Annotated in this window: 18 protein-coding genes; 7 read left to right on the top strand and 11 right to left on the bottom strand. The window is 51.4% G+C overall.

Annotation, left to right across the window (positions count from 1 at the left end; genetic code table 11):
- Positions 1 to 133 precede the first annotated feature (133 nt).
- Positions 134 to 808: a hypothetical protein gene (locus FJM74_RS03565; protein WP_187261171.1), complete on the top strand. Its 675-nt coding sequence runs from the start codon at positions 134 to 136 to the stop codon at positions 806 to 808.
- Positions 809 to 1,300: 492 nt separating this feature from the next.
- Here the strand turns inward: FJM74_RS03565 and FJM74_RS03560 are convergent, their stop codons facing one another.
- A complete protein-coding gene (locus FJM74_RS03560; protein ID WP_187261170.1) occupies positions 1,301 to 1,714 on the bottom strand; it encodes a hypothetical protein in 414 nt (137 codons plus the stop codon).
- A gap of 373 nt (positions 1,715 to 2,087) precedes the next feature.
- Positions 2,088 to 2,252 (bottom strand): hypothetical protein, encoded by a 165-nt coding sequence (locus FJM74_RS03555; RefSeq protein WP_187261169.1) that lies wholly within the window; start codon positions 2,250 to 2,252, stop codon positions 2,088 to 2,090.
- 349 nt (positions 2,253 to 2,601) lie between these two features.
- Between FJM74_RS03555 and FJM74_RS03550 the strand changes: the two genes are divergently transcribed.
- Positions 2,602 to 3,432 (top strand): cyanophycinase, encoded by an 831-nt coding sequence (locus tag FJM74_RS03550; RefSeq protein ID WP_187261168.1) that lies wholly within the window; start codon positions 2,602 to 2,604, stop codon positions 3,430 to 3,432.
- A 50-nt stretch (positions 3,433 to 3,482) separates the two neighbouring features.
- On the opposite strand, the gene FJM74_RS03545 is transcribed toward FJM74_RS03550, so the two are convergent.
- The gene (locus FJM74_RS03545; protein WP_187261167.1) at positions 3,483 to 4,412 is read right to left on the bottom strand and encodes an NAD(P)/FAD-dependent oxidoreductase; all 930 of its coding nucleotides are present in this window, start codon (positions 4,410 to 4,412) and stop codon (positions 3,483 to 3,485) included.
- 603 nt (positions 4,413 to 5,015) lie between these two features.
- Here FJM74_RS03545 and FJM74_RS03540 point away from each other — a divergent pair.
- Positions 5,016 to 6,257 (top strand): OmpP1/FadL family transporter, encoded by a 1,242-nt coding sequence (locus FJM74_RS03540; protein WP_187261166.1) that lies wholly within the window; start codon positions 5,016 to 5,018, stop codon positions 6,255 to 6,257.
- A gap of 17 nt (positions 6,258 to 6,274) precedes the next feature.
- On the top strand, positions 6,275 to 7,687 hold the full coding sequence (locus FJM74_RS03535) for an SGNH/GDSL hydrolase family protein (RefSeq protein WP_187261165.1): 1,413 nt from the start codon (positions 6,275 to 6,277) through the stop codon (positions 7,685 to 7,687).
- Positions 7,688 to 8,431: 744 nt separating this feature from the next.
- On the opposite strand, the gene FJM74_RS03530 is transcribed toward FJM74_RS03535, so the two are convergent.
- The 7 genes from FJM74_RS03530 to FJM74_RS03500 form a co-directional block, all read right to left on the bottom strand.
- The gene (locus FJM74_RS03530) at positions 8,432 to 8,596 is read right to left on the bottom strand and encodes a hypothetical protein (protein WP_187261164.1); all 165 of its coding nucleotides are present in this window, start codon (positions 8,594 to 8,596) and stop codon (positions 8,432 to 8,434) included.
- Positions 8,597 to 9,122: 526 nt separating this feature from the next.
- Positions 9,123 to 10,397 (bottom strand): M28 family metallopeptidase, encoded by a 1,275-nt coding sequence (locus FJM74_RS03525; RefSeq protein WP_187261163.1) that lies wholly within the window; start codon positions 10,395 to 10,397, stop codon positions 9,123 to 9,125.
- Between the two features lie 183 nt (positions 10,398 to 10,580).
- Entirely contained in the window at positions 10,581 to 10,925 is a 345-nt protein-coding gene (locus FJM74_RS03520; protein ID WP_241738933.1) for a VanZ family protein, read from the bottom strand.
- A gap of 54 nt (positions 10,926 to 10,979) precedes the next feature.
- The gene (gene gcvH, locus FJM74_RS03515; RefSeq protein ID WP_187261162.1) at positions 10,980 to 11,360 is read right to left on the bottom strand and encodes a glycine cleavage system protein GcvH; all 381 of its coding nucleotides are present in this window, start codon (positions 11,358 to 11,360) and stop codon (positions 10,980 to 10,982) included.
- 63 nt (positions 11,361 to 11,423) lie between these two features.
- Positions 11,424 to 18,593: a T9SS outer membrane translocon Sov/SprA gene (gene sov / locus FJM74_RS03510; protein ID WP_241738932.1), complete on the bottom strand. Its 7,170-nt coding sequence runs from the start codon at positions 18,591 to 18,593 to the stop codon at positions 11,424 to 11,426.
- 14 nt (positions 18,594 to 18,607) lie between these two features.
- Positions 18,608 to 19,198: a Holliday junction branch migration protein RuvA gene (gene ruvA / locus FJM74_RS03505; RefSeq protein WP_187261161.1), complete on the bottom strand. Its 591-nt coding sequence runs from the start codon at positions 19,196 to 19,198 to the stop codon at positions 18,608 to 18,610.
- Positions 19,195 to 21,468 carry an NADP-dependent malic enzyme gene (locus FJM74_RS03500; protein WP_187261160.1) on the bottom strand — a complete coding sequence of 758 codons (2,274 nt, stop codon included), beginning with the start codon at positions 21,466 to 21,468 and terminating at the stop codon, positions 19,195 to 19,197. The genes ruvA and FJM74_RS03500 overlap by 4 nt, the downstream gene beginning before the upstream one ends.
- Positions 21,469 to 22,009: 541 nt before the next feature.
- Here FJM74_RS03500 and FJM74_RS03495 point away from each other — a divergent pair.
- Both FJM74_RS03495 and FJM74_RS03490 read left to right on the top strand, forming a co-directional pair.
- Complete coding sequence (locus FJM74_RS03495; protein ID WP_187261159.1) at positions 22,010 to 22,255, top strand: AbrB/MazE/SpoVT family DNA-binding domain-containing protein; 246 nt, start codon at positions 22,010 to 22,012, stop codon at positions 22,253 to 22,255.
- Positions 22,246 to 22,569: a type II toxin-antitoxin system PemK/MazF family toxin gene (locus FJM74_RS03490; RefSeq protein ID WP_187261158.1), complete on the top strand. Its 324-nt coding sequence runs from the start codon at positions 22,246 to 22,248 to the stop codon at positions 22,567 to 22,569. The genes FJM74_RS03495 and FJM74_RS03490 overlap by 10 nt, the downstream gene beginning before the upstream one ends.
- Positions 22,570 to 22,728: 159 nt before the next feature.
- Here FJM74_RS03490 and FJM74_RS03485 read toward each other — a convergent pair whose 3' ends face one another.
- On the bottom strand, positions 22,729 to 24,951 hold the full coding sequence (locus tag FJM74_RS03485; RefSeq protein ID WP_187261157.1) for an efflux RND transporter permease subunit: 2,223 nt from the start codon (positions 24,949 to 24,951) through the stop codon (positions 22,729 to 22,731).
- Positions 24,952 to 25,695: 744 nt separating this feature from the next.
- Here FJM74_RS03485 and FJM74_RS03480 point away from each other — a divergent pair.
- A complete protein-coding gene (locus tag FJM74_RS03480; RefSeq protein WP_187261156.1) occupies positions 25,696 to 26,586 on the top strand; it encodes a UbiA family prenyltransferase in 891 nt (296 codons plus the stop codon).
- The last annotated feature ends 2 nt before the right edge of the window (positions 26,587 to 26,588 follow it).

Here is a 26,588-nt window from a genome sequence, read left to right as displayed (position 1 = left end):
ACAGTACAAAAAGAAACTTACACCCTGATACTCATGCCCTTTCCTATAAAACAGATACTTCGCCTGCCGCACAGGGCGCATGGCACCGCATTAGGTAAGGTATTTGCAGGGGCAGCAGTAGAATTTTTATAGCATGAAGAAAAGCTTTTGGATAGGCCTCCTGCTGATAGGAGCAGCCTATGTTAGTCAGGCGCAGGTATACCGTACGGCTGCCGGTATTCGGTTAGATGGTGAGCGGCTTGGGCTCACGGTGCAGCAGCGGGTATTCGAGAAATCGACCATAGAAGGCATTTTTGCAGTGGGCACCCGCGATGTTAGCGCCACCGGGCTCTATGAATGGCACCGGCCTATACTCGGCCGTCGCCTTAACTATTATGTAGGTGCCGGAGGCCATATCGGGCACCTGAAAGACCACGGCACATTTACCGGGCTGGATGCTATTCTGGGGGTGGAGTATAAAGTAAACGGCCTGCCCATCCTGCTTTCTGCGGACATAAAACCGGCTTTCCACATCAACCACGAAGACTGGGTGGCCTTGTCTACAGGCATATCTATCCGGTACGTTATCCTGCCTGAGAAAAAGAAGAAAAAAAGCCTGTGGCCATTCGGCAACAAAGAAGAAGACACAAAAAAGAATAAAAACCAGAAGCAGGAAGAGAAATCCGGCTTACTGGACATCTTTAAAAAGAAGGAGGAACCGCCACAGGAAGAAGAAAAATCTGGCCTTCGGGATATCTTCAAAAAGAAGGAGCCGCCCAAGGAGGAGAAAAAGTCCGGTCCGCTCGATATTTTCAGAAAGAAGGAGTAATGTGCTAATGGATTAATGTGCTGATGTGCTAATTTTTCAATTTGGAGATTTGAAGATCTGGAAATGAATTGCCAGAGCAAGCTTTGAAAACTCTTAATTCGTTACAAGGTCTTGTGCCCTGAGTCATGCTACGTGATACGAGTATCGTGCTACGAATGTCTTGATACTTGTATCCTGCGTCTTGTGTCCTGAAAAAGCCTCCGGAGGGGCGTTTTGATTAGAATAATTGAACGAGGCACCTGACATTTGCTAAGAGCTGCGGCAGGAGCCTGCCGGAGCACGTGCTGTGGCAACCGGCAGGGGCTTAAAATACAGCAGTCCGGCTGGGGGCCAGACTGCTGTGGAAAGCTACAAATGACTTTTGCGACAGTATAATTCCTGTTTTTAAGCTTGTTTTTACTTGTTGCTACTGCGCTTTGCCGCTTCGGTGGGGGCCGTCGCGCCTGCCAAAGCCCAGCAGGAGGGGTATTAGCTGTGCTAAAGTCTTAGGGTTTATAGATGTTCGCTTTCCTGTTCTTTTAAGTAATTCAGGCCTTCCGGCGTTATTTTTATGCATATCCTGCCTGCCCTGAAGCAGGTCTCGGCCAGTCCCTTCCGGGCCATGCCCTCGCCAAGATCAAATGAAAACGCTTTACTTTGCTCTTCGAGCGTCAGCAGTTTAGATAAATCATATAATCTGGCAGGTTGAGCAGCACTTGCAAGCAAGGCAGAAAGCTCCAGTTTCTCCAGGGTTTCCTGGCTATAGGCAGTCTTTGTGGCAAGTGTGCCGGTGGTGTTGCATAGCTCAGGTGCAGGAGGCTGCGCCGCTATATGCCTGGCAGGCGTTAGCAGATTCAGCACTAACTGCTGCGCTTTATAGAGGAAGGCACTATGATTGTATTCATTGAGCCTCAGTATTTTTCCCATATGGTCTGCAAAAAATTAATCTCACCTGGCATCTCGCTTCCAGAGGCAAAAGTAGCATAAATTTTGAGATGGCTGTAGCAGGATAGCCCAGAAAAAAATTGGCTGGCTTTTGGCGGCTCAGGAGCACAACAGGAAACAGGATTTCAGTAGCCCGATACTCGCACGTAGCACAACTCAGGGCATAAGGCCTTTTAAAGAGTTAAGAGATGTGGTAAGGTGCACCCTTCATCTCCAAATTTTCAAATCAACCATTCAACAATCAACCATTGTCAAATTAGCACATCAGCACATTACCCCGCTTCTCCGGAGGTTCTGCTGCGGCAGGTTTTGCGAGGGTGTGCCTGGCTTTGCGGTGCTTCACTGGGGAATCAGATCAGGAACGGGGCAGGCGCTTTGCGACAACCTCTATGGTAGGCAGCAAGTTCGGATATTGTTTCAGCTCTGTTCTGATGGCAATTTCCTGCACGTCATCGGCTGTTTTTTTGATAATACCGGCAAGCATTATAAGAATGGCTACTAACAAGATGATAATTTTCATGGCTTTATTTTTTTTGATTCAGGTTTTTGTTTTGAGTTCATTGTTTTGAAAATCAGCTGGTTATAAGGGCATGGCTGATCAGCGTGAGCGTGTTTTGTGTAATACATGATCTGTGCCAATATCTGTTGTGCCCCTTACCGGCTCGCAAAAGGCATTTCCGGGCCTGCCGGCACCATTGCTGTGTACATAACCGAACAGGCTACTGTCCGGGTACGAACAGTAGCCTGCAGGCAGCGTGCAAATGCCACACGGGTTGCCTGAGAAGAAGGTCCCAAGGTTATTATTATTAACTCTAAAGCCTTACCTTCAGTATAACATACATTTTTACTACAATAACTCAGGGAGGCATATGATTAAAGGCAGATTAATAGCTCTAGGCGGGGGAGACGACGATGGGTTGCTGAAGCTGATCCGCTCGCAGATTTGCAGTGCGCAGTCGCATATCGTAGTTATAGCTACGGCTGCCACAGAGGTAGAGGACTCAGGCAATGCCTACAAAGCTGCCTTTGAGGAGTTTGGCTGCAGCAACGTGATGCTCCTGCATATCGACGAATCAAACGATGCAGACACTTCCCTAAATCTGAAGGCGATACAGGAAGCCGAGGTTATATTTTTTACGGGAGGCGATCAGGTGCGCTTAGCCAGTTTCCTGGGCGGAACCAGGCTTCTGGAGATTATGCAGCGCCGGTATATCGAGGACGATATTATAATAGCCGGCACCAGTGCCGGGGCAGCCGTTATGTCTGACAGGATGATCTATGATGGATATGGACATTACTCGCTCATAAAAGGCGAGATGAAGACAACGCAGGGCTTTGGCTTTATACGGCAGGTATACATCGATACCCATTTTGCTGAACGTGGCCGCTTTGGTCGCCTGGCACATGCCGTGGCACACGACCAGGAGTATACCGGTATCGGTTTGAGCGAGGAAACAGGCATTATCATAAAAGGCGGCGATCAGGTAGAAGTGTTTGGCACGGGAGTGGTCACGATCATTGATGCCAGCAAGGTGCGGTTCTCGAACACGCGGCAGGTAGAGGAAAACGAGCCCATAGCCGTAGAGCACCTGATCATGCACCTGCTGGTGAGAGGTTACCGCTATTGCCTGAAAGAGCACCTGTTCCAGGCAGTTTCAGACACTGGTCTGGTAAGTCAGGATGCGCCTCTTTCCCTGTAAAATTAAGGTCAGGCACATCCTTGTGTCACAGCTCCCCGGCCTTTAGTATGCTATACAGCCACAGGCTTGTTGCCGGCCTGCGGCTCACGCTTCAGGTAGAGCTGCTCCAACTCCATGTTGATGGCTACGCCTGCTTTCATGCCTTCGGCAGCAGCAACAATAACCATCTGCACATCGCGGGCGGCATCTCCGGCTACAAAAAGCCCCGGAATATTTGATTTCTGCAGCCTGCGGGTTTTTATTACACCTTTGCTTGTAAACTCACAGCCTAACTGTGTTCCCAGGTCGCACTGCTGTTTGGTGCCGGTGTTGAAGAACATAGCCTGCTGCTCCTGCACTTCTCCGTTTTGCAGGACAATGCGCTGCAGTTTGCCGTCTTCGCCTTCCAGGCGGGCAATTTTATCAGTACAAACAGCTATGCCATTCAGCTTCAGTTTGTCCCAGTCGCTCTGCGTCAGTTTGTTGGTGCCATCGGTATAGAGTGTCACGCTGTCGCTCCAGGTTTTCATGGCAAGCGACTGCCCTACTCCCCGCCTGCCTTGCCCATAAACAGCAATCGCCTTATCCCTCGACTCCCAGCCATCGCAGTACTGGCAGTGGTGCACGCTTTTGCCGTACAGTTCTTCCAGGCCAGGTAGGTTCGGCAACTTGTCTTTTAAGCCAGTGGCCAGCAATAGCTTGTGCGAGGTATATACGGTGCCCTCGTCGTCGTTCACCACAAAATGCCCTTTGCTGTAGGTGGCCGTTTTCACAAGCTTGCACACAACTTCAACCTTGTATTTCTGAAGTTCGGCCCTTCCCAGTTCCAAAAACTCCTGCGGGTTAATGCCATCACGCGAGATAAACCCGTTCATGCTGTGAGACCACCGGTTGCGGGGCTTACCTGTATCAAACAAAAGGACCCTGCGCCTGCAGCGCCCCAGCACCATGGCAGCGTTCAGGCCAGCCGGTCCGCCACCTATAATTATTACATCGTACATCTCAGTTTTTCTTTTGAGAGTAGTTTAACGGATTGCGGAGGTTAAAGATAATGCCGCATGCTCAGAAAGTTTTTTGGAACGAAATAAAGGCATGCACCCGCAGCTTCTTAACTAAAAAGTTTTGACACTACACCGAATGGCAGAACGTGTTAAGGGCAAAATTCAAATAAATTGCTCTGGTGCGGCAAAACCATGGCAGAAATGCGTTACCAGGTAATTTATATACCTTATCGCCTCACCAGGTCTTTTTGTTTCCAGGCGCTTAAATTAGTTGGCTAAACACCAGGCGGTTGGTGCACCATTGCCGGACAGATAAATTAATGCATTTCTGATGATCTAGTGGCAGAGGCATTGGCAGAGTCCGGGAAAAATAATTAGCAGGAAAAATATGGCAACACTTAAAAAATATTGAGTAGGTTTGCTAGCTACACAGTTAATATTCATCTATTTAAATATTGATTTGCTTCTGCTTAGTCTTCGCGTATTAACCTTTTAAATTATTCTGATTTTTTTACTGCAAATTATAATAACAATAAGTAGCAGTTTTAAGTAGGAAATTGTTGAATAACACCCAATGCTATCAAAAAAATCAAAACAACTTTTATGAAACGAAAAATTTTAGCTTTGATCGGTGGCTCTTTGCTATCGGGGGCGGCTATGGCAGGAGGCTACCAGGTAAACCTGGCCAGTCAGCGCCAGATCGGGATGGGCCATACGGGCACAGGCATCACTACCGGTACCTCCAGTATCTTCTTTAACCCGGGTGCTATGAGTTTCCTGCGGGAGAATGGCGTAACCATCGGCGCTTCCGGTATCATTTCCAAAATCGCGTACCGGGCGCCGGAGCCAAGCGGAGCAACTGCCAAAGCCGATAACCCGCTGGGCACTCCTTTTCACGTGTACGGCGTGTTTGGCATCAACGACAGGCTTAAGGCAGGTTTGGGCGTGTATACACCTTTTGGCAGCACTGTGAACTGGGGCAACGACTGGAACGGGCGCTTTGGCTTGTCAGAGCTTTCGTTACAGGCCATTTTTATTCAGCCAACGCTTAGCTACCAGATCACCGACCAGCTGGGCATCGGCGCCGGCTTTGTGTATGCGGTAGGTGGTGTGAACCTGCAACGCAATATTCCGCTCCAGAACTCCGAAGGGGCTTACGGCAAGGCAGAACTGGATGGCAAAGCAAACGGCATCGGCTTTAACGCAGGCATTTTCTTTAAGCCTTCTGAGCAACTGTCGTTTGGGTTGAGCTACCGCTCTAAAGTAGACATGAAAGTAGACGGCGGCGATGTGATGTTCTCGAACCTGCCTACCTCGCCGGCCATTGCAGGGCGCTTCCCGGCAGGCACCGAGTTCGATGCCACGCTGCCTCTGCCGGCTACCCTTACCTTCGGTGCAGGATTTATGCCATCCGAAGACCTGACCATTGCCGTAGATGTAAGCCATGTAGGCTGGAGCGCTTACAAGAGCCTGCGCTTTGACTATAGCCAAGATGTGAACGGAAGCAATTTTGCAGAAAATGCCCGGAACTACGAAGATGCCTATATCTACCGCGTTGGCGCTGAATATAAGGTATCTGACGCCTTTGCCCTGCGGGCAGGCGGTTACTACGATGGCACCCCGGTGCAGGAGGGCTACCTCACCCCCGAGACGCCTGACTCAGATTCTCGTGGCGTGTCTGTAGGTTTTGGCTACAAACTGTCTGAAGACATGAGCGTAGATGCGTCTTTCCTGTACATCAACAAAAAGAAAAGGACCGATGCCTCTGACCTGTCTGGCGGCGTAGCAGGCACTTACAAGTCTATTGCTTACATTCCTGGTATTGCCCTGAACTATAAATTTTGATTAGCTACATCCTGAATATGAAAAAATTCTTCTATAAACCAGGCATGCTGGCTCTTGCTGCCGGTATATTTCTTGCCAGTTGCGAACCGGAAATAGATGTACCCACCACCAGTCCCGGCGAGGCTGATTTCTCTACCTACATAGCCGTAGGCAACTCCCTTACGGCTGGCTATGGCGACAGAGGCCTGTACCGCGAAGGACAGCTTAACTCATACCCCGCTATATTAGCACAGCAGTTCAGATCGGTTGGGGGCGGCGAGTTTGCGCAGCCGCTGTTCTCCGAAGAGCAGGCAAACGGTTCCGGCTACCTGCGCCTTGCCGGGCTTTCGGCCCAGGGTGCGCCTACTATTGTGCCCGTTACCGATAAGCTGGCCACCAACCAGGCGGGGCGCTTTGCCAAGTACACAGGCCCTGTTCAGAACTTCGGCATTCCGGATATAAGATTGGCCGACATCACGACACCCGGCTACGGAGGCGCGCAGGGCAACCGCTACTTTGAGCGTATTACGCCGGAAAACGACGCAAACCAGACCTACCTGCAGCGCGTGCAGGCCGCCGACCACACGTTTTTCAGCATGTGGCTGGGCAGCAACGATGTGTTAGGATATGCTACTTCCGGTGGGGCCTCCAGCGATCCGGTGTATAACATTACGCCTACCAACACCTTTGATGTCCGCTTCTCCGATATGGTGAATGCGTTGACAGCTGAGGGCCAGAAAGGCATAGTGGCTACTATTCCGAATGTGACTTCTCTCCCGTTCTTCACCACGGTCGGAGCATCTATAAGGCAACTGTTAGGCCTGAATCCGGCTATTACAAGGCTTTTTGCCATTACTGGTGCAGGAGCCAGCCGTATCTCGTTTGCGCCTTCGCAAATAAACACGCCTCAGGATGGCGTGCTTATCCCGCTTACTGCCTCGCCTTATGCCACGCTGGTTGGCCAGCCAACTGGCTTGTATTGGCGAGATCTGGCCAAGCAGGTAAGCCCCAGTCAGAATGCCCTTGTTATCAGAGGCACTTTAGTGGCCCTGCTGGCAACATACCAAATAGATACTACCCAGATGTTTGGTCTGTCAGACAGGAACCCGCTGCCAAGCGCACTGGTGCTGGATGCAGCCGAGCAGGCAAACGTAACGGCGGCTACGAATGATTATAACACCATTATCAAGTCGGTGGCTGATGCCAAAGGACTGGCCCTGTTCGATTCCGATGCTTACTTTAAGAGCGTCGCCAGTGGTTTTTCGCGCGATGGGGTCTCCTATTCTCCAGCCTTTATTACTGGCAACCTGTTTTCACTCGACGGGGTGCATCCTACGCCAAGGGGGTATGCTTTTATCGCCAATGAAATGATAAAAGCCATCAACTCGAAATACGGTGCCAGAATCCCGACTGTGGATGAGACACAATACCGTGCCGTGCTGCTGCCTTAGTTTCAGGCCATGCCGAAAACAGAAGGTTCCGTTATGAATAGATAAATCCTGTGCAGCTACAGGCCAGCAAAACTGTCTGCTGCACCAACTGGACCAGTTATTTTAAAAGCCCCCGTAGCCTAATGGCTACGGGGGCTTTTAGCTTTTTAGACAGAAATGCCTGCCCTTCTTGATAAAGGATGGAGATGCCAAAAGAAACAGGGCATTTTTGTTTTTCGGTGGCACCTTTCCTCAACAAAAAATCGTCAGGCTGAGTACCGGGCAACAGCCTTTTCCTGGTAGCTCCTGTAGCTTATTCCCTGACCAGCGAAAGCCTAACGAACCTCCATTTTAGTGCTTGGTATCCGATGGCAATGATGAGCCACCACTCCACTAAAACAGGATTGTATTTTAGAATGGAATGTTTTCAACCATGGCAGGGAAATAGAGTACGGTGGTAGCTAAACCTGAATTTGCTTTCCTGCCCTGATGAAATCCCTCAGCACAAAATAATTATATTATTATATAACGCAATGATCATCAGCAACCTGCCCCGAAATAAATTCATCTTCAGCTATGTGCCGGGGGCACACAGGGCTATGGGCTGTGGTTGGCGGAGTGGCAGTAATTTTGTTGAGCCTGATGGCTGATTAAAAAGGATTGGTAACAGGCAGGGCTGAGGCCGGGGAAGGAGCAGGAGCAGAAAAATCGGTGATCTGGTTGCGGAAGTAGTACTCGTTCTAACTTCCGTAAACAGGAACGGTATTAAGACTTAGGCAAACGTTTTGCTATTACCTCTACTGTAGGCAGCAAATTAGGATATTGCTTCATCTCGGTTCTTACAGCGATCTCATTTACATCGTCTGCTGTTTTTTTAATAATGCCGACAAACATCAGAACTATGGCGCATAATAAAGTGATGATTTTCATGGCGATATGATTTTAGGGTTAAAAAATTTATTTGTTACTCTATAGATGGTGCGAGCAATCTGAAAGTTGCTCCGGAGTCCTAAAATATTTTTATTTTGTCTTTTTATCTGATAGGTAGCATGTCTGCTGTTTTTTCAACCTTTTCTTCGAACTGGTAACAGCCGCAGTCTTGTATTTGGATTCACTTCAATTAGTATACGATTTATTTTAGACTTAAGCCATGATTTTAAGCTAACAATCGTTCTTTTAAAGTAAAGTATGTAATTGTTTTACAGACAGTTATATTTCGTTTGTGTCGAATTAAAGTAATTTGCAGCATAGGATTCGGCAAATTACCGGGCCTCCGTTTAACCTGTGTTTGTGTTCCGGTTTGGCAGGCAAGGGGCTGCTATAAAACCAACGTGGCCTCTCCGGCGGCGATTATTCGAATAAAAACACCCCTCCGGAGCATTCTGCTGCCATAGCTCCTTTCCTCTCTTCTACACGGCACCATCGGTGCCTAATGGCTAACTGCTTAATAATCATCTTATTCGGTCTGCAGAGCGGCCGCAAAATCTGTAAGGAGCTTAAATACTTCCGGGAATCGGGTAAGGGGCAGTTGCTCCGGCCTGTCGTGCACATTATGGTAGGCGGTGGTGCCGCCAAGGGTATAGAAGAAGAAGGCCGGAACACCTTTTTCGGAGAAGGGGTAATGGTCGGAGTTGGCTGCTTTGCCCCGGCTCCGGATCTGGGGCAGGTAATTGCCTGCCTTGTTCAGGTCTGTTAGCAACCTGAACTCCTCCGGATGAATGCTGCCATTCACAGCCATCAGGCCGTCGTCTCCGGTGCCAAGCAAATCCAGGTTTACCAGGAACTTGATCTGGCTAAGCGGGAAAAGCGGGTTTTGAGTGTAAAAGAAGGAGCCCACCAAGCCAGCCTCCTCGGCGGCAAACGCCATAAAGGCGATACTATAAGCCGGTTTGTTTTCTGGTTTGCTGTAGTGGGCGGCTAACTCCAGCAGCATGGCCGTGCCGCTGGCATTGTCGTTGGCACCCGGAAAGTAAACGTCTTTGCCCTGACCGCCTAAATGATCGTAATGCGCCGTAAAAACCAGGAATGAGTCTGGTTCGATACTGCCCTCTATTACCGCTATCACATTCTGAGTCTGGTAAGCGGGCTCGAAATTGGCGGTAACATCAAATTTTACCTTTTTTACCTTGTTGGGCCAGGCAGTGGCCAATGCCTCAAAAACAGGAGCCCCGCTCTGCTGCCGTGCCACGGAGGTCATAAGTGCTTTGGGCTGCAGCACAATATGGGCTTTGGCACGCTGTAGCTGCTGCTGATAAGCTGAAGGTAATTTTTGCAGCAGTGGCTGGTGTTGCCGGCTGTAAACAAGCGCTTTGTTTTGGAAGTCCTGATTAAAAAACCGGCTTGCTGCTGTAGCATCAGTAAAAATAAGTGTATCGAGAGGTAGTACTTTAGCTTTTCCTTGGCCGGAAGGAGAGGCTGCCTGTGCCACAAAATCTGTTCCTGGATTCAGCCGTTTGCCATCTGGCTGCAGCTGTGGCGTGTGGGTAATCCGGTTTACGGGCAGGAAGAAGGGTTGGTAATAGCTGAAGCCAATAGGCTGGAGCCCTGCAGCCTCAAAACGTGCCCGGATATAGCTGGCCGCTTTGGTGTCGCCTTCAAAGATGTACCCCCGGCCGTGCATGGTGGGGGAGCAGAGCGTGTCGATGGTCTGGCGTACCCTGCTCATGTCCTGCGCCCTGGCCGGGAAGCTGGTGATCAGGAAGAGGAGGAGCAGGAGGGTTTGTTGGTTCAAGTTTTTTGTTTGGTAGGATGGTGTGGTTTATGGCGTAAAGGAAAACCCATTGGCAGGGCAATGCGCTCCGGAGCTGTGCCCTGAGGCAAATTTTGCTAATCAAAAAGCCCCTCCGGAGGTTTCTCCTGCTGCTGCTGCTCCGAATAAACAGCAGTTTTATCTACTGCCCTTTACCTTAAAACACTAAACCTTGTAAATCCATTTAAAGGCAAGGATGCCTGCCAGGCAGCCGATCGTGTTGCTGATGACATCAATAATATCGCCCTGGCGCCCGTACACAACAAACTCCTGGAGCAGCTCAATACCAATGCCATACAGGGTGCAGATCAGCAGGGAGTACCGGATGGCGTAGTGCCGTAGCTTTGTATTGGTAAATTGTTTTTTGAGCCCCACAATCATCAGGAAAGTGAGCACGGCAAACAAAAAGATGTGGGCAAACGAATCGAAGGTAAGAAGATCCCAGGCCGAGGTGGATGGCAGAGCAGTAGAGGGCAGCAGTGTGGTGATCATGATCACTGCTGCCCACATTATTGTAAAGAGGTTGTACCGTAGAATCAAGTCGTACTGGCGTGGCGGTGGTTATTACTGGCCGGTTAGCTCACGGTATGCGGCAGCCGTCAGCAGGCCTTCCAACTCACTGGCATCATCTAGGGATAGCTTCACGATCCAGCCGTCGCCGTATGGGTCTGAGTTCACCAGTTCCGGGCTGGCGTCCAGTTTCTCGTTAAGCTCCAGCACAGTGCCGCTAACCGGGCTGAAAAGGTCAGATACTGTTTTTACAGCCTCTACAGTGCCAAACACATCATTCTGGCTGATCTGCTTATCTATGGTGTCCACGTCAACGTACACAATGTCGCCGAGTTCGCTCTGGGCAAAGTCAGTGATGCCAACATAGGCCACGTCTCCCTCTACACGGATCCACTCATGGTCTTTCGAATACTTCAGGTTTTCAGGTAGGTTCATTTTTTCGTTAGTTTAGATGGAATGACTTTTCAAAAGTACTCTCTTTTTCGTAATGCCAAAATATTATTGCAAACTTACTCGCAGCTGAATGCCCCCCTCCGTTACGCTGTTTCGGAAAGAAGTGGATATTTTGGGGTCCGACACGGTGCGCAGTAAGTAAAACTGCAGGTTCACGCGCTGGCTTAGCACATAATCCACCGTCGGGCGCATGGTCAGTTGCTTGGTGCCGTTCGTGATCTGGTTCTGGCTGTACTCGTTTCCGAACTCATCCTGGGCTATGGCCCGCTGCACTGTCTGGTTGTCGCGCACCGAAAAGTCCATCCGCATGGTCACCTCATTTTCCAGCGCTTTGGTCATGAACGGCAGCTTTAAGTTTGTTTTGGTGTAGCCAAAGCCAAATACGTAATCCGTCACGTTCGTCTCCGTTACCTGTGCGTTCGTCAGGTTCAGCGACAGGTTACGCTCCACCTTATACTCCAGGCGGCCGGTAAAGTTGGTCTTGGTTCTGAAGTTCACTCCTAGCAGCGGGGCCAGTCGCTCCATGATCGTAACCTGGCTCACGATGTAGAACGGTATGATCTGCCCAAACTCATTTCTCAACGATGGGAACTCAGCTGGTTCCTGATCGTAGGCGAGCGAGGTGGTAAAGTTTGTAATGTTGTAAGAGGAGTTGTAAGCATGGCTCAGGTTAACCTGGCTGAACCAGCGCTTAAAGAACTCCAGCTGCGACAAGCCATTATAATCTATCCGCCAGTTCGGGATCGGCAGGCGGCTGAATGGTTTCGAGGGCCTTGCCTGGTAGCCGTTCACATCTCTGCCCTGATACGCATACAGGAACGACTCCATCAGCACCGTCTGCGAGTTGAGCCTGTAGCTCGAGTCAGAGGCTGCGGCATTGGCATCGGTGAGTTTCTGGCGCACGTTATGCCGGTTCCGGATATAATCGTCGAAAGCCTGCGAGGTGCCACCCGAAGTAGACTGGAACAGGGTGCCCAGCGCCATGAACGAGGTGCTGAAAGAGCCCATGTTGATCGGGTTCTGGCGCATGTCTGTTGCCCCTACACCTCCAAAATCATCGTACTCCTTGCGGTAAAACACTTCTTCTATTCTCGACAGGTTACGACGCGCATCTACCTGCACATTAAAAGATTTTATCGGCTCCAGGTTGGCGCGCACCGTCATGATCTCGGCCAGCTCCGCACTGAAAGGCGTGTTCAGGTACTGACTGCTATCAGTGTACCAGCCGTTGCCTGATATTCTGTTGTAGAGCTCATCGAGCTCGTATTGCCGGCCGAGCACAAATGGCAGACCTGGCGCTTCAAACCCTTTGTCGAGGCCAAACATGTGGCTGGAAGGCAGGAAGCCCGGTATCATGCTGCGTTTGTCCTGCTCATACACAAAGTTAACGGAGCGAGTCATCATCAGGAGGCGTGCCAGCGATTTGGCGAATTTCATTTCCGATCGTGGCTTCTGTGCTGTGGTATCGTTAGGTGCCACAGGTGGCCGCTGTGCCTGTGGAGGAGGAGGCGTATTCACATCTTTCAGGAACCGTACTTTGTTATACAGCTTCACCAGGTCGAATTTGCCATTGAGCGTGAAGTCGGTGCTGTTTTCGGCAATATTCCCCAGTCTGAAATTCGCATCCTGGTTCAGGGCAGTAGAGCCTGCCGTCCAGATATAGGTGGCGGCATAGCGGGTTTCTGCCTCCATCCAGTCGGTTAGCGGAAACTTGTCGAGCGGCAACTTGTAGTTCAGGGCAATTACTTGGTTAAAGTTGGTGTTACGACCCCCGTTACGCAGATTGTCCCAGATGATCGCGTTTTTATAGGCAATGGAGTCTATGTCGCTGTTAATGCGGTCGTCTGGTTCGTCTACCACCGAGCGGTTAGAGGCCGTGTAGTCCAGCGAAATACTCTTGGTGATGTCCCACTTCATGTCGTAGATGCGGTTGAAGAAGAAGTATTTCTGGAAGGTTGGGGCAATGCCTCTTGAGCTGATCACAGTGGTTCCGGCTTCGCGGCGCTGCAGGAAAGTCTCGTTGTAGCGCCGGTCCAGGTCGGCCCGGAATGAGAAGCTGCTTGGCAGCGGCGTAAAGTTCAGGTCTTTGATCAGGCGCAGGTACGGCGATTTAATAGCCTCTGCCTGTGCAAACGGTGCGTAATTTTTAGGTGTGTTATTATAAGTATAGGCAACCCCACCGGTATAAGACTTCGTGAAGTCCCGCTCCGTTTCGATGTTCGTAAACAGGCGTTCGGCATATGCGTAGGAGAAGGAGAGGTTCTCTATGTCGTAGGGCCTTACCTTCGCCTCCGGGTTTGTCCGTTCTTTCCGTACGTTCAGCAGGCTTATACTTTTGCGGGTCTCCATGGTGGTTACCTTCTGCCGGTATTCCCGCTCGCCATCATCCGAGTTAAACCGTTCCAGCGACTGGTCCAGCGGCACGTCCTTGTCGAGTGGGTCGAACTGTGGCTGGCTGTTCAGGGTGCCGTACTGCACGCTTACCGGAATTTTAATACCAGACTTTTCAGGCAGGAACTTGTCGGCAGCCACATTGGCGCTTACATCCATCATGGCGGTATTCTCCCGTGCCCGTTGCGCAATTTTTTGCTGCAGCCCGCCAAAACCGATGGTGGTATAGCTGCCTGTAGCCGTAATGCTGGCAAAGTCGGCCAGTTTGGTATTCAGGCGTGCATTGGCTGCCCAGCCGGTCTGGTTCCGGAAATCAGTTACACGCAGCTCATCCATCCACACACAAACAGAGTGCGGGCTGCTGTCTTCATTCGGCCTGGAGGGGTTCCGGACCCCGAGCATCACGCTTTGCACCTCGCTGAAGTCAGGGTTACCCATTATCCGGATCGTTTTGCCGTTTATCACCGTGTCGAAAGGCCGACGCATATCATAGCCCGGAATTTTGTTACGCTCCATTTTCGCGTTAACCAGGTCTTGTATGGCAATGTCTACTTCATTTTCAGATGGCCATATTTCCTCGCGGGTGGTGGCACCCGGCCTTGTAAGTTTCAGCGGAACAATGTACTCGTAATAGTGCTGTGAATAGTCTGTACCGATACGGATGAAGACTTCCGTGTCATCGTCTCTGGTGTTTGGGTTGCTGCTCTCTGCGTGCACAAACATCTTAATGCGCTTATAAATGAGCATATCGAGCGAAATGTTCTTGTAAACTGCTTTGGAGAAAGAGTCTTTCAGGTCTTCCACGCACAGTTGCAGCGACTGCTCGTTCTGGCGCCTGTTGTTGGTGGAAGCATAATCGCGCAGACGCTCAATGCCGGGCGGCACTACGTACGGGATGCTGCCTTCCACAGGTTGTCCGTTTTCCTCGATATTAACCGTAGAGACTGTAAAACCACGGGCATCGTCGGTGCACGAAAGGCAGGGGTTGCCATCGGTGATCGGCTGCAGGTACGTACGCCACTGGTTGGCCACGAACTGGAACTGCAGGAAACGCAGCACCACCGGGTCGGCGAACTGGGTGACGTACATCCGCATAAACCGGATCGACTTAAAGCCGTTGATATTGCCCACGCTGCCTGTAGGCTGGCGAACCGGAATCCGGAACTGGTACCAGTTCACCTGATCGCCGTTGATGTTCTGTACAATCCGGTCTACGATATAATTCTGCCCCACATTCAGCTGGCCGGGCTTCAGGTTTATTTTGTACTCGTAGTACTGCTCCAGGTCGCTGATGATGTTGTCGCGGTTCAGGTCTTCCTTATCCGGGAAAGCGTAGTTGGAGAAACGGCTGTTCTCGGGAGAGTTGTTCTCCATGCCGTTAAAGTTCTTGTAGCGGCGCAGGATACCTGCCCCCTGCTGGTCATAAATCGCATCGAGGTGGTGGTTGAAGTTGTCGGCCGATGGGTCGTCTACTACAGACTGGGGCGGTGCGCCCGGAATCTGGTTCAGGAAGCTGGAGGCAAAATGCTGGCGCTCGGCCTCGTCGTTCAGACCATCCAGACCAATATCCTGCAGCTGGCGGCCGCCTGGCACACCTGTAAAGGCATCGGTAAGGAATTGCTGCGACGTTACACGGCCCCAGATCGTTTCCTGCAGGTTCTGCACATCGGTAGCGGAGGCCGGCAAACCATTCTCAAACGAGTAGCGGCCATCTTTCATAATGTCTTCTGATACGCTTCCCAGGTTCAGCACCAGTTCACCGCCTTCGTTGCTGGTGATCAGGTTGCCCATGTCGTCTTTCCGTCCATTCGGTCCTCCTATAAACGGATCCATCATCCAGAATTCCACATACTCTATGTTGGCGTTGTCGAAGTCGGTGTCGAAGGTGATGTCGCGGCTGATACCGCCCCAGTTGTTGCGAGGGTCGCCTAACAGCCGGCCCTGCGCATCGAGGTTTGGGTTATAGTTATACTGGCCCCGGTCGCGCGGGTAGTAAGCCAGGTCAAAGGTATATTCGAAGGTGTTGGCTACCTGCAGGTCGCGGCCCGGAAATACTTCTGTGCGGCGCACTCCACGCACATAGTGGTTGGCAACTTCTTCTTTGGTGATGTTAGAAGGGCGCAGGTTATCGCTTTCGCGGTAAAAGATCTGGTCTACGGTGTACCAGGCAAGTTTGGCCCGGTTGTAAGAGTAGGCCAGCCCTTCGCCCTGCACCAGCGGTGCCGGTGTAGCCGCCAGCCGCCAGTTGTTGTTGTTAAACCCGCCCAGGCTGAACGGCGTCTCGGCCCCTTCAAAATCATCGATGTACGACGTGCCATCCTCGTTTACGGGCGATTTGGATTTGTTCGGCACCAGCTGTGCGAACTCCCCGCTAAATGTAACGCTGGAGGGTGCTTTGGTCTGAATGAATGGTATGCGGTCGGTGAGTTTGGTCAGGAAGCGCGACTCCTTGCTCAGGTTCACGTCCAGGCCGTATATGGTGTTGTTGCTGGGCTCGTCGCCTATGCTGACCCTGTTGATATAGGGCTGCTCCTGCAGGTGCAGTACGGTGGCGCCTATATTAATGTCGTCGCTCACGGCATAATCGAAGCGGGCGCCGAGCAGCGTACGGGGCTGTATGTTCATCAGTTCCGCCTTCTCGTAGGTCACCCGGAGGTCGCTGGCAGAACTTATGTAGCTGGGGTTAAGGATCTTGATGCGGCCCATGTCGTAAAACACCTGGTAATCGGTGCCCTCGGTCAGGCGGGTGCCACCGGAGTAAACCGCCACGGAGCCCTCCGCGATCCGGAAGCCGGGCAGTACGATCTCGTCAGTGGAGGTAGCCTGAAAACGGCCTTTCAGGAAGAACTTGGCTTTTGAGGTGATTTGTTGCGCATCGGTCTGTGTCTGCTCGTACAGTTCATTAAAGGCATAGCGCTCTATCAGTTCAGGCCGGCCGGTAAACTGTTCGGCCAGGTAGCTGCCAAATGGCTCTACAATCGGAAAGATGACGGTGCCCATTTCAGGGTCTATGGTAATGCCCGATAAAAAGTCGAAGTTGCCGTCGCGCGGTTTGTCGTTGTTGGTGTTTACATTATCCAGGTTAAAGACCTCTATCAGCGGAATGTTCTGGATGGGGCTTGCCTCCTTTAAGCTGGTAATATCTACTCCTGTTTCGTCGTCTTTATAAACAATCTGCAGCTGAAAGTTCTCTCTGCTTAGCTGGGTGGCATCAAGGCGGTACACATTCTTCATGAGCAGGTCCCAGGTGGGGTACTCCAGCGAAGGGTTGGTGGCCCGCAGCATTTTCATATGGATCACCTGGTCGTCCTGCAGGTTCTGGTAATCATCCATCAGTTCCCCTACCTTATAGGTTTTGCCGTTGTAGGTATACTCAAAGGCTACACCCAGCACCTGGTCTGGCAGGAGCGGCGTGTTCAGGGAGATGTAGCCCAGCTGCGGGTTAAACTTGAATTCGCGGCTATCGAGTTTGCGAGCCCGCACGTGCTCAAAATCCACGCCTTTCTGCAGGCCCAGCCCGGCCAGGTAGGCATCTACCCGGTTATTGTCGCGGGCGGCGCCATTATTGGCAATCTGGCTGTAGAGGGTGTTGATGTCGTTGGCGGCGGGGGCATTAGGCCTGCCGCCGAACTGCTGCCGGTAGGGAGTGGCCTCGCCCATGTCCATGTAGGTAACCATGTTGCGCAGGTTCTCGGAAGAGCGGTTGTTGTTGGTAACATAGAGCTCGATACGCCTGATCACGATGCCTGAGTTTACCAGGGGCAGGTTGCTGAGGGTATTGTCGTAGCGGTTGCGGAAGAAATGCGAAAGGAAGTAGTGCCGGTTGTTGTCGTACTGGTCAATCCTGATCTCGAAGGGCTTGTTTTGCGCACCGTTCTGTATCACGATCTCATCGTTGCGGCCCCGCACGTTGGCGGCAATGGCTGTTACGCCGAGGCGTCCGAACTGCAGCTGGGTTTTAATGCCAAAGAGGTTCTGGGCACCTGTTACCAGCGAGTTGTTGAGGGGCAGGCTGACGTTACCAGCCTCTATTTTGCGGATAATCTCCTCTTCGAAGCCGGTATAGTCCAGCTTCATGTTATTTTCGAAGTCGAAGTTGGCGTTGTTATCCCAGTTAAAGTTGAGGCGCATTTTCTCACCGATCTTGCCTACCAGGTTCAGGGAAATGTTCTGGTCGAAGTCGAAGTCGCCGGTGCGCTGCTGGCGCAGCGGGATGTTGGGGTTTTCGTTGCGGTTAAAGCGAGCCCCGAACTTGAGGGCGATGTTACCATTAGGCTGAATATCTACATAGCTGCCGCCAAAAATGCGGTCGAAAACAGGGCTCAGGTAAATTTTGGGTACCAGGCGGTTGCTGCTGAGCACACTCTCGCCATCGAGGCTGGCAGACTTGGAGCGCCAGTAGTTGCGGACGGCTTCTTTCTGCTGCCACTCCGAGTATTCCTGCAGCGACATGGAGGAGGGCATGCGGTAATCCAGGTCGCCTATTTTTTCGGTAATGTTATAAAGATCAAGGCTATCGTCCAACTCTACCTCCATTTTCAGGTTGCCGGGCTGGCCGAGCAGCAGGGGAGAGGAGTTGCTACGGGTACTGAACGGGTTCCCGCGCCTGTCGCGGGGCACAAAGGTAGGCCTGCGGCTGGGAATATACGCTACGTTGGCAGTATCTGACTTTACCGTGTCTTGTAGTGTAAACAGGTGGTTGAGTGCCAGTAACCGAAACTGCCTGCGCGAGCGGACTCCTTCTGCCTGCGACATCCAGGCCAGCATAGATATAGTAGCAACTGCTGCCAGGAGCAGGTTGTGCTTTTTACTTTTCCAGATCAAAATCGGATATTATTCTAAGAAGATTTCAACGCAAACTTTATCAGCTCTTCCACACTCAGATTTCTGCCCTCACGCTTGATAATGGCATCCAGTGTCTTCTCTGCTACGGTCTTAGCAAAGCCTAAAGTCACCAAAGCTGATAACGCCTCTGCTCTGTTAGTATTGTGCGCAGCAGCAGGAATCGAAGCGGTGTCAGTAAATGTGTCTTTTTTAATTTTATCTTTTAATTCCAGGATCACGCGCTGGGCTGTTTTGGCGCCAATGCCTTTTACCTGCTGTATGGTTCGCACATCTTCGCGCACAATGGCCTGCTGAATTTCCTCCACCGAGAGCGACGACAGAATCATGAGCCCCGTATTAGGGCCCACTCCTGAAATAGAGATCAGGAGCAGGAATGTTTCTTTCTCGGCGGTGGTGGTAAAGCCATACAGCGTATGCGCATCTTCCTTTATATGCAGGAAGGTCTGCAGCCGGCATCTTTCGCCTGTAGGTAAAGCAGAATAGGTACTTAGCGGTATTTTGATCTGGTACCCCACGCCATTTACATCTATAATAACATAGGTCGGATCTTTGTAAGCTAACTTGCCATCGATATAGGCTATCATCGGGTGCGTTTATAATGGTTCTGGGCATCTACCACGGCAATAGACACCATGTTAATAATTTCGCGGATCGAGCTGCCGAGCTGCAGGATGTGCACGGGTTTGCCCATTCCCATCAGCACCGGGCCTATTACCTCTGCGCCACCAATTTCCTGCAGCACTTTATAGGCGATGTTGCCCGAGGTAAGCGTTGGGAAAACAAGGGTGTTGGCGCCTTTGTCGGCCAGCTCGCTGAAAGGGTACACCTCACGGAGCAGGTCGCGGTTCAGGGCAGTGTTGGCCTGCATCTCGCCATCGATGAGCAGCTGCGGGTAGCGCTGCTTGGCTTTGCGTACAGCTTCTGCGGCCTTGCTCGGGATATCGCCCTGCACCGATCCGAAGTTGGAGTACGAAAGCATGGCGATGCGCGGCTCTGTATCAAAAAAGCGCACGGCGCGGGCTGTGAGGCCGATAATGTCCACCAGCTCGTCGGCGGTGGGGTTCACGTTCACGGTGGTGTCGGCAAAGAAGTACGGCTCCTTTTTATTCAGGATGATGTACATGCCAGCCACTTTATTGATGCCTTGCTCCACCCCGATAACCTGCAGGGCCGGCAATATGGTTTTGGAGTAGTCGCGGGTAAGGCCGGAGATAAGGGCGTCGGCCTCGCCAACCTGCAGCATCATGCTGCCGAAGTAGTTGCGGTCGCGCACCAGTCGGCGGCTGTCTGAGAGGGTGAGGCCTTTGCGCTGGCGCTGCTTGTAGAGCAGCTGGGCAAATTCCTCCCGCTTGCCGTCTTCCTCGTAGGGATCCATGATCCGGCAGCCGCTCAGGTCGAGGTTGTGCTCGGCCACGATAGCGTCTATCGCTTTGCGGTCGCCGAGCAGGATGGGGTTGGCAATACGCTGCTCCCGTACCGACTGGGCCGCTTTGAGTATCTTATAGTTATCAGCCTCTGTGAACACCACCGTCTGCGGGTCTTTTTTTGCCTGGATGGTGATGCGGGTCATCAGCTTCTGGTCTATGCCGATGCGCTCCTGCAGTTCCTCCTCGTACAGCTCCCAGTTCGTGATCGGCAGCCGGGCCACACCGGTTTCCATGGCTGCCTTTGCCACGGCCGGCGAAATAGTGGTGATCAGGCGCGGGTCCAGGGGCTTGGGGATGAGGTAGGTGCGGCTAAACATAATGGAGTTGTCACCATAGGCCTTGTGCACGATTTCGGGCACCGGTTCTTTGGCCAGCGAGGCCAGGGCATACACGGCAGCCAGTTTCATGGCCTCGTTTATCTCGGTGGCCCGCACATCAAGCGCGCCCCGGAAAATATAAGGAAAGCCCAGCACGTTGTTTACCTGGTTCGGATGGTCGGAGCGGCCGGTCGCCATAATGATGTCTTCGCGGGTGGCCATGGCCACGTCGTAAGGAATTTCAGGGTCAGGGTTGGCCAGGGCAAAAATAATCGGGTCGTTTGCCATAAGCTTTACCAGCTCGGGTGCCAGCACGTTGCCTGCCGAAAGGCCAATAAACACGTCCGCATCTGTAAGGGCCTCGGCCAGGGTGCTGATGGGCCTGTCGGTTGCGAACTGCGTCTGAAAGCTGTCCAGATCGGGACGGGAGGTGCTGATAATGCCGTCTTTGTCGAACATCACCATGTTCTCGGTCCTTGCTCCCAACGACACGTACAGTTTGGCACAGGCAATAGCTGCTGCCCCGGCACCATTCACCACAATCCGGACGTACTCTATTTTCTTGCCAGCCAGTTCCAGGGCATTTAGCAGGGCCGCCGACGAGATAATGGCCGTGCCATGCTGGTCGTCGTGCATAAGGGGGATGTTCATCTGCGCCTTCAGGGCAGTTTCGATCTCAAAGCTTTCGGGCGCTTTAATGTCCTCGAGGTTAATGCCGCCAAAGGTTGGCTCCAGCGATTTTACTATCCGGATAAATTCTTCCGGGTCGGTACAGTCTATTTCAATGTCAAAAACATCGATGCCGGCAAATTTTTTGAAGAGGACTCCCTTTCCTTCCATCACAGGCTTGGAGGCATCGGGGCCGATATTGCCTAAACCCAACACGGCTGTGCCGTTAGAGATTACGCCCACCAGGTTTCCTTTGGCGGTGTATTTGTATGCGTTTTCGGGGTTGGCGGCAATTTCTTTGCAGGGCTCGGCCACACCAGGCGAGTAGGCCAGGGCCAGGTCGTGCTGGGTGCTGAGCATTTTGGTGGGTACTACTTCAATTTTGCCAGGCTGCCCCTGGCTATGGTAATTTAAGGCATCTTGCTTGTTGACTTTAGTCATGTTCCGTGTAGTAGGTGTATGAATCAGATAGCGCTGGTCTTTGTGTTGCTCCTATAACTTCAGTATAAAGGAAGATAGACAACAATTTCCGAAGAATTTCCGGCCTCTTATAAGAAACCAGAAACAAAGATACTGTCTCTCTTATTTATATACTTACAATGTTTGGTTTTTTGAGCAAAAAACAAAGCCCTTTGCTATTGAAATTTCACAATAGTTTCCATTCAAAATTAACTATATTAGCTATGGGAGCAGCAGGAGCAGCAAAAGCAGGTGTATCTCCGGAGGGGCAAAAGCATTAGAATAATTTCTGAGGCTCCGGCAATTTTTCTAATGAAAACGGCCCTCCGGAACTGCTGCTGCTTTTGCTGCTGCTCAGAATATTGTTCCATTAAGGGTAGGAGTAATAGGTTGGTGCAGCAGGAGCACTTGTTTAAGAATTTGTTATATTAGCTGCCGTTCCTATCATACCAAATTTATAGAACTTTATCTTTAAGTCAGACGTTAATGTAATAACTTTGTAGTTACATTAAATTAAAAAACAATGGAAATATCAATCATCCAAATAGGAAATTCAAAAGGACTTCGGCTGCCCAAGTCCATTCTGGAAAGGTATAACATCAAGGATAAAGTTGAGCTAATTCTAGAGAAGGGCCAGATTATTTTAAAGCCTGTTGAGCAGCCAAGAAAAGGCTGGGATAAGGCATTCAGGCAAATGCATGAAAACGGGGAGGACCAACTTTTATTGGATGATGTTTTTGGGGATGAAAACTTCGAAGAATGGAAATAAGCCAATATATGATAATCCTGGTGAACCTGGACCCCACAATGGGAAGTGAAATACAAAAGACAAGGCCCTGTGTGGTAATATCTCCGGATGAGATGAATCATAACCTAAAAACAGTAGTTATTGCTCCGATGACTACAAAGAGTCGTAGCTATCCAACCCGTGTGAAAGTGAAGCATAATAATCAAACGGGGTGGGTAGTGATTGACCAGATCAGAACCATTGGTAAAGTCCGTATCATAAAAGTGTTAGGGAATCTGAGCCCTTCAGAAGTAGCTGCTTGCAAGAGTGTGATTAAGGAAACCTTTGTTGACTAATCCAAAATAACGATAGGTCGCTTGGTTCACTCAAAAAACACATGGTGTAAACAAATACTCCCAAATTTAACCTTCCTAAATTATTCCAATCAAAAAGCCCCTTAGGAGCATATTACTGCTCCTGATGTTGCTGCACCAAGCAACCAGCAACGCACCTTTTTACTTATCAAACCGCTTCAGCAGCAACGGAAAAATGAACAACTGGCTGTACAGGGCACCTGCAATGGCGACAGCAGTGAGGATGCCGAAAAGCTCCACCGTTTTCAGCGAACCGAAAATCATGAGGCCGTAACACAGGAAAAGCACCAGGCTGGTAATCACGATGGCGGGGCCTACGTGCGTCATGGTAGAGAGGCGGGCCTGGGCGGCGGTTTGCCCTTGTTTGCGCGCCTGCTGGTAGTGGTTAATAAAATGAATGGTGTCGTCGATGCAGAAGCTGAGCACGATGGCGGCGATACTGGCGGTGGCCGTGTCGAGGTAAATGTGCATCCAGCCCATAAATCCCATCATCAGGATGACCGGGAAAAAGTTGGGCACCACCGCCAGCAAGGCCAGCTTCAGGTTGCGGATAAACAGCCACACCAGCAGAAAAACCAGCACCAGCGCCAGCAGCAGGCTCTTCACCTGCGACTCTGTTACGTACTGCACAATGGCGGCATACATGGGCTGGTATCCAGACGGCGTAACAGTGGCCACCTGGCCCAGCGTAGCGGTAGAGAGGAGCAGGAGCGAGTCCATTTTAGCGCTCAACTCCCTGGCCGACGACATAGATCCGAAAATGGTGATACGGCCGGTCTGCGTGGGCAGGTGCATAAACTGCTGCATCAGCTCCGGATAGTCGGAGCTTAGCTGCTTTTGTACCTGCGCCAGGTAAAACTGGCTTTGCAGCATGAGCGGGCCTTTCTCCTGATACTGTGCCTCCAGTCCCGCCTGGTACAGCGAGTGGAAACCGAATACCTGCCCCACCCCGTTTAGCTGCTGTGCCGAGTCAGCAAAAGCGGCTGCGGCCTGCACTACCTCCTTATCATGCAGCTGCCTCCCTGCTGTTGGCTGCACCAGCAATTCCAGTGGCATGTAAGGTCCCCAAGCCGCCTCCATGGCCTGATGATCTGTTACCACCTGGTGCTGCTGCGGAAAGTAGCCGAGGGTATAGGTGTCGTTCTTCAACCGGAAAATGCCAAGGATGCTGGCTGCCAGAAGGAGCAGCGAAAGAGCCGTAAACCACCACGGCCGCTGCAGGACCACGCCTAGCAAATGTGCCATGCCTGTACTGACTGCTTTTGTTGCTTGCGTAGCTGGCCGTGCATGGGGCAGCAGCAGCACCCCCAGCACAAACGTAAATACAAAGCTGAGGAAAATGCCCAATGCCGCAAACGCTCCAAAACTCTGCAGAATGGCCATTGGGCTTGCCACCAGCGCCAGAAAACCCGCCATAGTGGTGAGGGTGGTGAAAAGACAGGGCCTGAAAACATTGGCCAGGGCCGCAAGCGCGGCTTCTGTGGGCCTTGCCTGATCCTCCTTTAGTTGGTTGCGTTCGTTCAGCACGTGCAGCACATCCATAATGCCGAGCAGAATGATAATGATGGGCAGCAGTGTCGTCATCAGGTTTAATCTAAAACCCAGCGCACCATAAATACCCAGCGTAATATAGGTAGCCAGCGCCACCGTGCCGAGGGCGTACACGAGCAGCAGCAGTTTTCGGTAAATGAACAGGATGAGCAGGAACATCACCAGGTAACCTATCCCCAGAAAGAAACCAAAGTCCTGTTGCGAAAGCTTGTTCAGCCCCGCATAAATAATGCCCACGCCTCCCAGGTGGTAACTGTCTGCTGGCAGGTGCCTGGCAATTACCTGCTGCACCCGGTCCAGTATTTCGCCTCTCCTGATGTCGAAATCGGGCAAGGTTTTGAGCACAATCAGTAAGCGGGCAGCTTTATAGTCGGCGGTAAACAGCTGCTGCCGCAGCACCTGCTGCCCGGCCAGTGACCGTTTTACCCAGGCCGTATCGGTGTTGGCGGCAAGCAGTGGTTTGGTGGTGGAGCCAAGGGCGGAGTAGGAGCTCACAGCGGCATTTCCGGGGCCTATCACACCGGCTACTTCTGGTATAGCCTCCAGTTCCTGGCTCAGCTTTATAAATGCATCGAAGTGCTGCTGCGAGAGCAGACTTTTTTTATCTTTGACTACCAATATCACCACCTCGTCGTTGCCGAAGCGCTCCTGAAACGTGTGGTATGGCACGAGGGCAGGATCATCTTCCAGAAACCAGACGGTGAGGCTGTTGTCCACGACCAGGGCCGCTTTTACCCCCGGCCACAGCAGTACACATGCCACGGCCGTAAGCAGCAGAAAGGCATAGCGGAACTTGTGTAGCAGACGGAGCATAGGAGGGTGTAAGTAAAGAGACACAAGTATAATAAGACACAAGTATCAAGCCACAGGACATAGGATTCTTTATCAGGTGAAACTGTCTCTATACCTAGATGGAATTAAATATAGAAATTTATACCGAACAGCGCGAATCCTTTTTGTTGTCTGCCAGGTGTGAGCAGCAGAAGCCTCCGGAGGGCCATTTTCATTAGAATAATTCATTTGTGTGGTAGGCGAAAGTATCTTGTTGCTAAACAGCCATCCCACTTTTGTCATCCGGAAGGGATCTTGTGGGCGAGAGGCAACAGCAAAAACTATTGGCTTTTTGTCTGAGTTAGCAGAGAGACTTTTTCCGCTTTGGCTGCAGGGGCAGCTTATTGCATTGCCGAATTCTTTGTTCTTTATTTATCAAGACCATAGCCGTCAGACTAAGTAGGAGAAAGGCCTTCAGACGCTTATTTAATACTTTTGCATATTGGGCAGCCGCGGTGCTTGTTGGTGAAAAACACCCAACAAGGGCCAGCGGTGCAGCTTTTTCTGAAGTAACAGTACGAAAGCGTTTTGCTTAGCCTGACGACTTTGGTCTTGATACAAAAAGAACCAAAAGAATCAAGATGCTCTAAAACTCGCTGAACGCTCAGAGAGTGGAGCCTCAAATGGTGCACCGGGCAACTGCATTTGCTTCGTAGTTTGCTGCCGCACAAATGAATAAAATAATTACTCCCGAACCCAAAGAAATATTTTACAGAACACATCAGTATGGCCAGTAACCTGTGGGCTTATTTTAAGGAAAGATTCCCTGTCATCAACATGGCTCTGTTTGCCATCCTGTTCCTGACGGTGCATGCGGTGGCAACCTATTTCTCGGCGGCTGCGGAGCCCCCGGTTTTTGGCTGGAAAGAAGTTTTGGGCATGGTGGCAACCATTTCCTTTTTCTTCCGGTTGCGGGTGTTCGATGAGATAAAAGACTACGACCTCGATGCCATCAACCATCCGCAGCGGGTGCTGCAGTCGGGCCGGGTCACGATCAGGCAACTGGTGGTGCTGGCGCTGGCTGGGGTGGCACTAGAGCTAATCTGGGCCTGGCTGATGGGCGTGCCAACTTTTGTTTGCTGGGCCCTGGCGATAGGCTATAGCCTGCTCATGCGGTACGAGTTTTTTGTAAGCGACTACCTCAAGAAACGGCTGGTGCTCTACGCCATCACGCACATGCTCATCATGCCCCTGGTGATTCTCTGGATCTGGTCGGCTTATGTGCCAGACTATGGCCTTTCCACCACCTTTTTTATGCTGGCCATGCTCAGCCTGCTGGGTGGTTTTTCATTTGAGATAGCCCGCAAGATACACGCGCAGGAGGCCGAGCGGGAGCTGGTAGATTCCTACTCCAAATCGATGGGCTTCGGGCTGGCCATCATAACGGTGCTGGTTATTCTGCTGCTGGGGGTGGCAGTGCAGAGTTACCTGCTCTGGCTGCTGCAAGCCCGGCTCTGGCCTTTTGTGCTGCTGGGGCTGCTGTACCTCCTTACCCTTGGCCTGTACCTGTTCTCGCTCCGCAGGCCACAGGAAAAAACGCTGAAGCTGGCAGAGGTGTTCGTTTCGCTCTTCATGCTGGTTAGTTACTTGTCGATTATCGTGGAGGTGCATTTTTGATA

The sequence above is a fragment of the Pontibacter beigongshangensis genome (assembly GCF_014332515.1).
Lineage (GTDB): Bacteria > Bacteroidota > Bacteroidia > Cytophagales > Hymenobacteraceae > Pontibacter > Pontibacter beigongshangensis.
This window is presented reverse-complemented; position numbering and strand designations above follow the sequence as displayed.

Coding starts and splice junctions, on each gene's coding strand:
- FJM74_RS03490 (WP_187261158.1), top strand. CDS start 22,246: ATGGAAATAAGCCAATATATGATAATCCTGGTGAACCTGGACCCCACA.
- FJM74_RS03555 (WP_187261169.1), bottom strand. CDS start 2,252: ATGAAAATTATCATCTTGTTAGTAGCCATTCTTATAATGCTTGCCGGT.
- gcvH (WP_187261162.1), bottom strand. CDS start 11,360: ATGAACCTACCTGAAAACCTGAAGTATTCGAAAGACCATGAGTGGATC.
- FJM74_RS03520 (WP_241738933.1), bottom strand. CDS start 10,925: ATGTGGGCAGCAGTGATCATGATCACCACACTGCTGCCCTCTACTGCT.
- FJM74_RS03540 (WP_187261166.1), top strand. CDS start 5,016: ATGAAACGAAAAATTTTAGCTTTGATCGGTGGCTCTTTGCTATCGGGG.
- ruvA (WP_187261161.1), bottom strand. CDS start 19,198: ATGATAGCCTATATCGATGGCAAGTTAGCTTACAAAGATCCGACCTAT.
- FJM74_RS03485 (WP_187261157.1), bottom strand. CDS start 24,951: ATGCTCCGTCTGCTACACAAGTTCCGCTATGCCTTTCTGCTGCTTACG.
- FJM74_RS03560 (WP_187261170.1), bottom strand. CDS start 1,714: ATGGGAAAAATACTGAGGCTCAATGAATACAATCATAGTGCCTTCCTC.
- FJM74_RS03535 (WP_187261165.1), top strand. CDS start 6,275: ATGAAAAAATTCTTCTATAAACCAGGCATGCTGGCTCTTGCTGCCGGT.
- FJM74_RS03480 (WP_187261156.1), top strand. CDS start 25,696: ATGGCCAGTAACCTGTGGGCTTATTTTAAGGAAAGATTCCCTGTCATC.
- FJM74_RS03545 (WP_187261167.1), bottom strand. CDS start 4,412: ATGTACGATGTAATAATTATAGGTGGCGGACCGGCTGGCCTGAACGCT.
- FJM74_RS03550 (WP_187261168.1), top strand. CDS start 2,602: ATGATTAAAGGCAGATTAATAGCTCTAGGCGGGGGAGACGACGATGGG.
- FJM74_RS03495 (WP_187261159.1), top strand. CDS start 22,010: ATGGAAATATCAATCATCCAAATAGGAAATTCAAAAGGACTTCGGCTG.
- FJM74_RS03565 (WP_187261171.1), top strand. CDS start 134: ATGAAGAAAAGCTTTTGGATAGGCCTCCTGCTGATAGGAGCAGCCTAT.
- FJM74_RS03500 (WP_187261160.1), bottom strand. CDS start 21,468: ATGACTAAAGTCAACAAGCAAGATGCCTTAAATTACCATAGCCAGGGG.
- FJM74_RS03530 (WP_187261164.1), bottom strand. CDS start 8,596: ATGAAAATCATCACTTTATTATGCGCCATAGTTCTGATGTTTGTCGGC.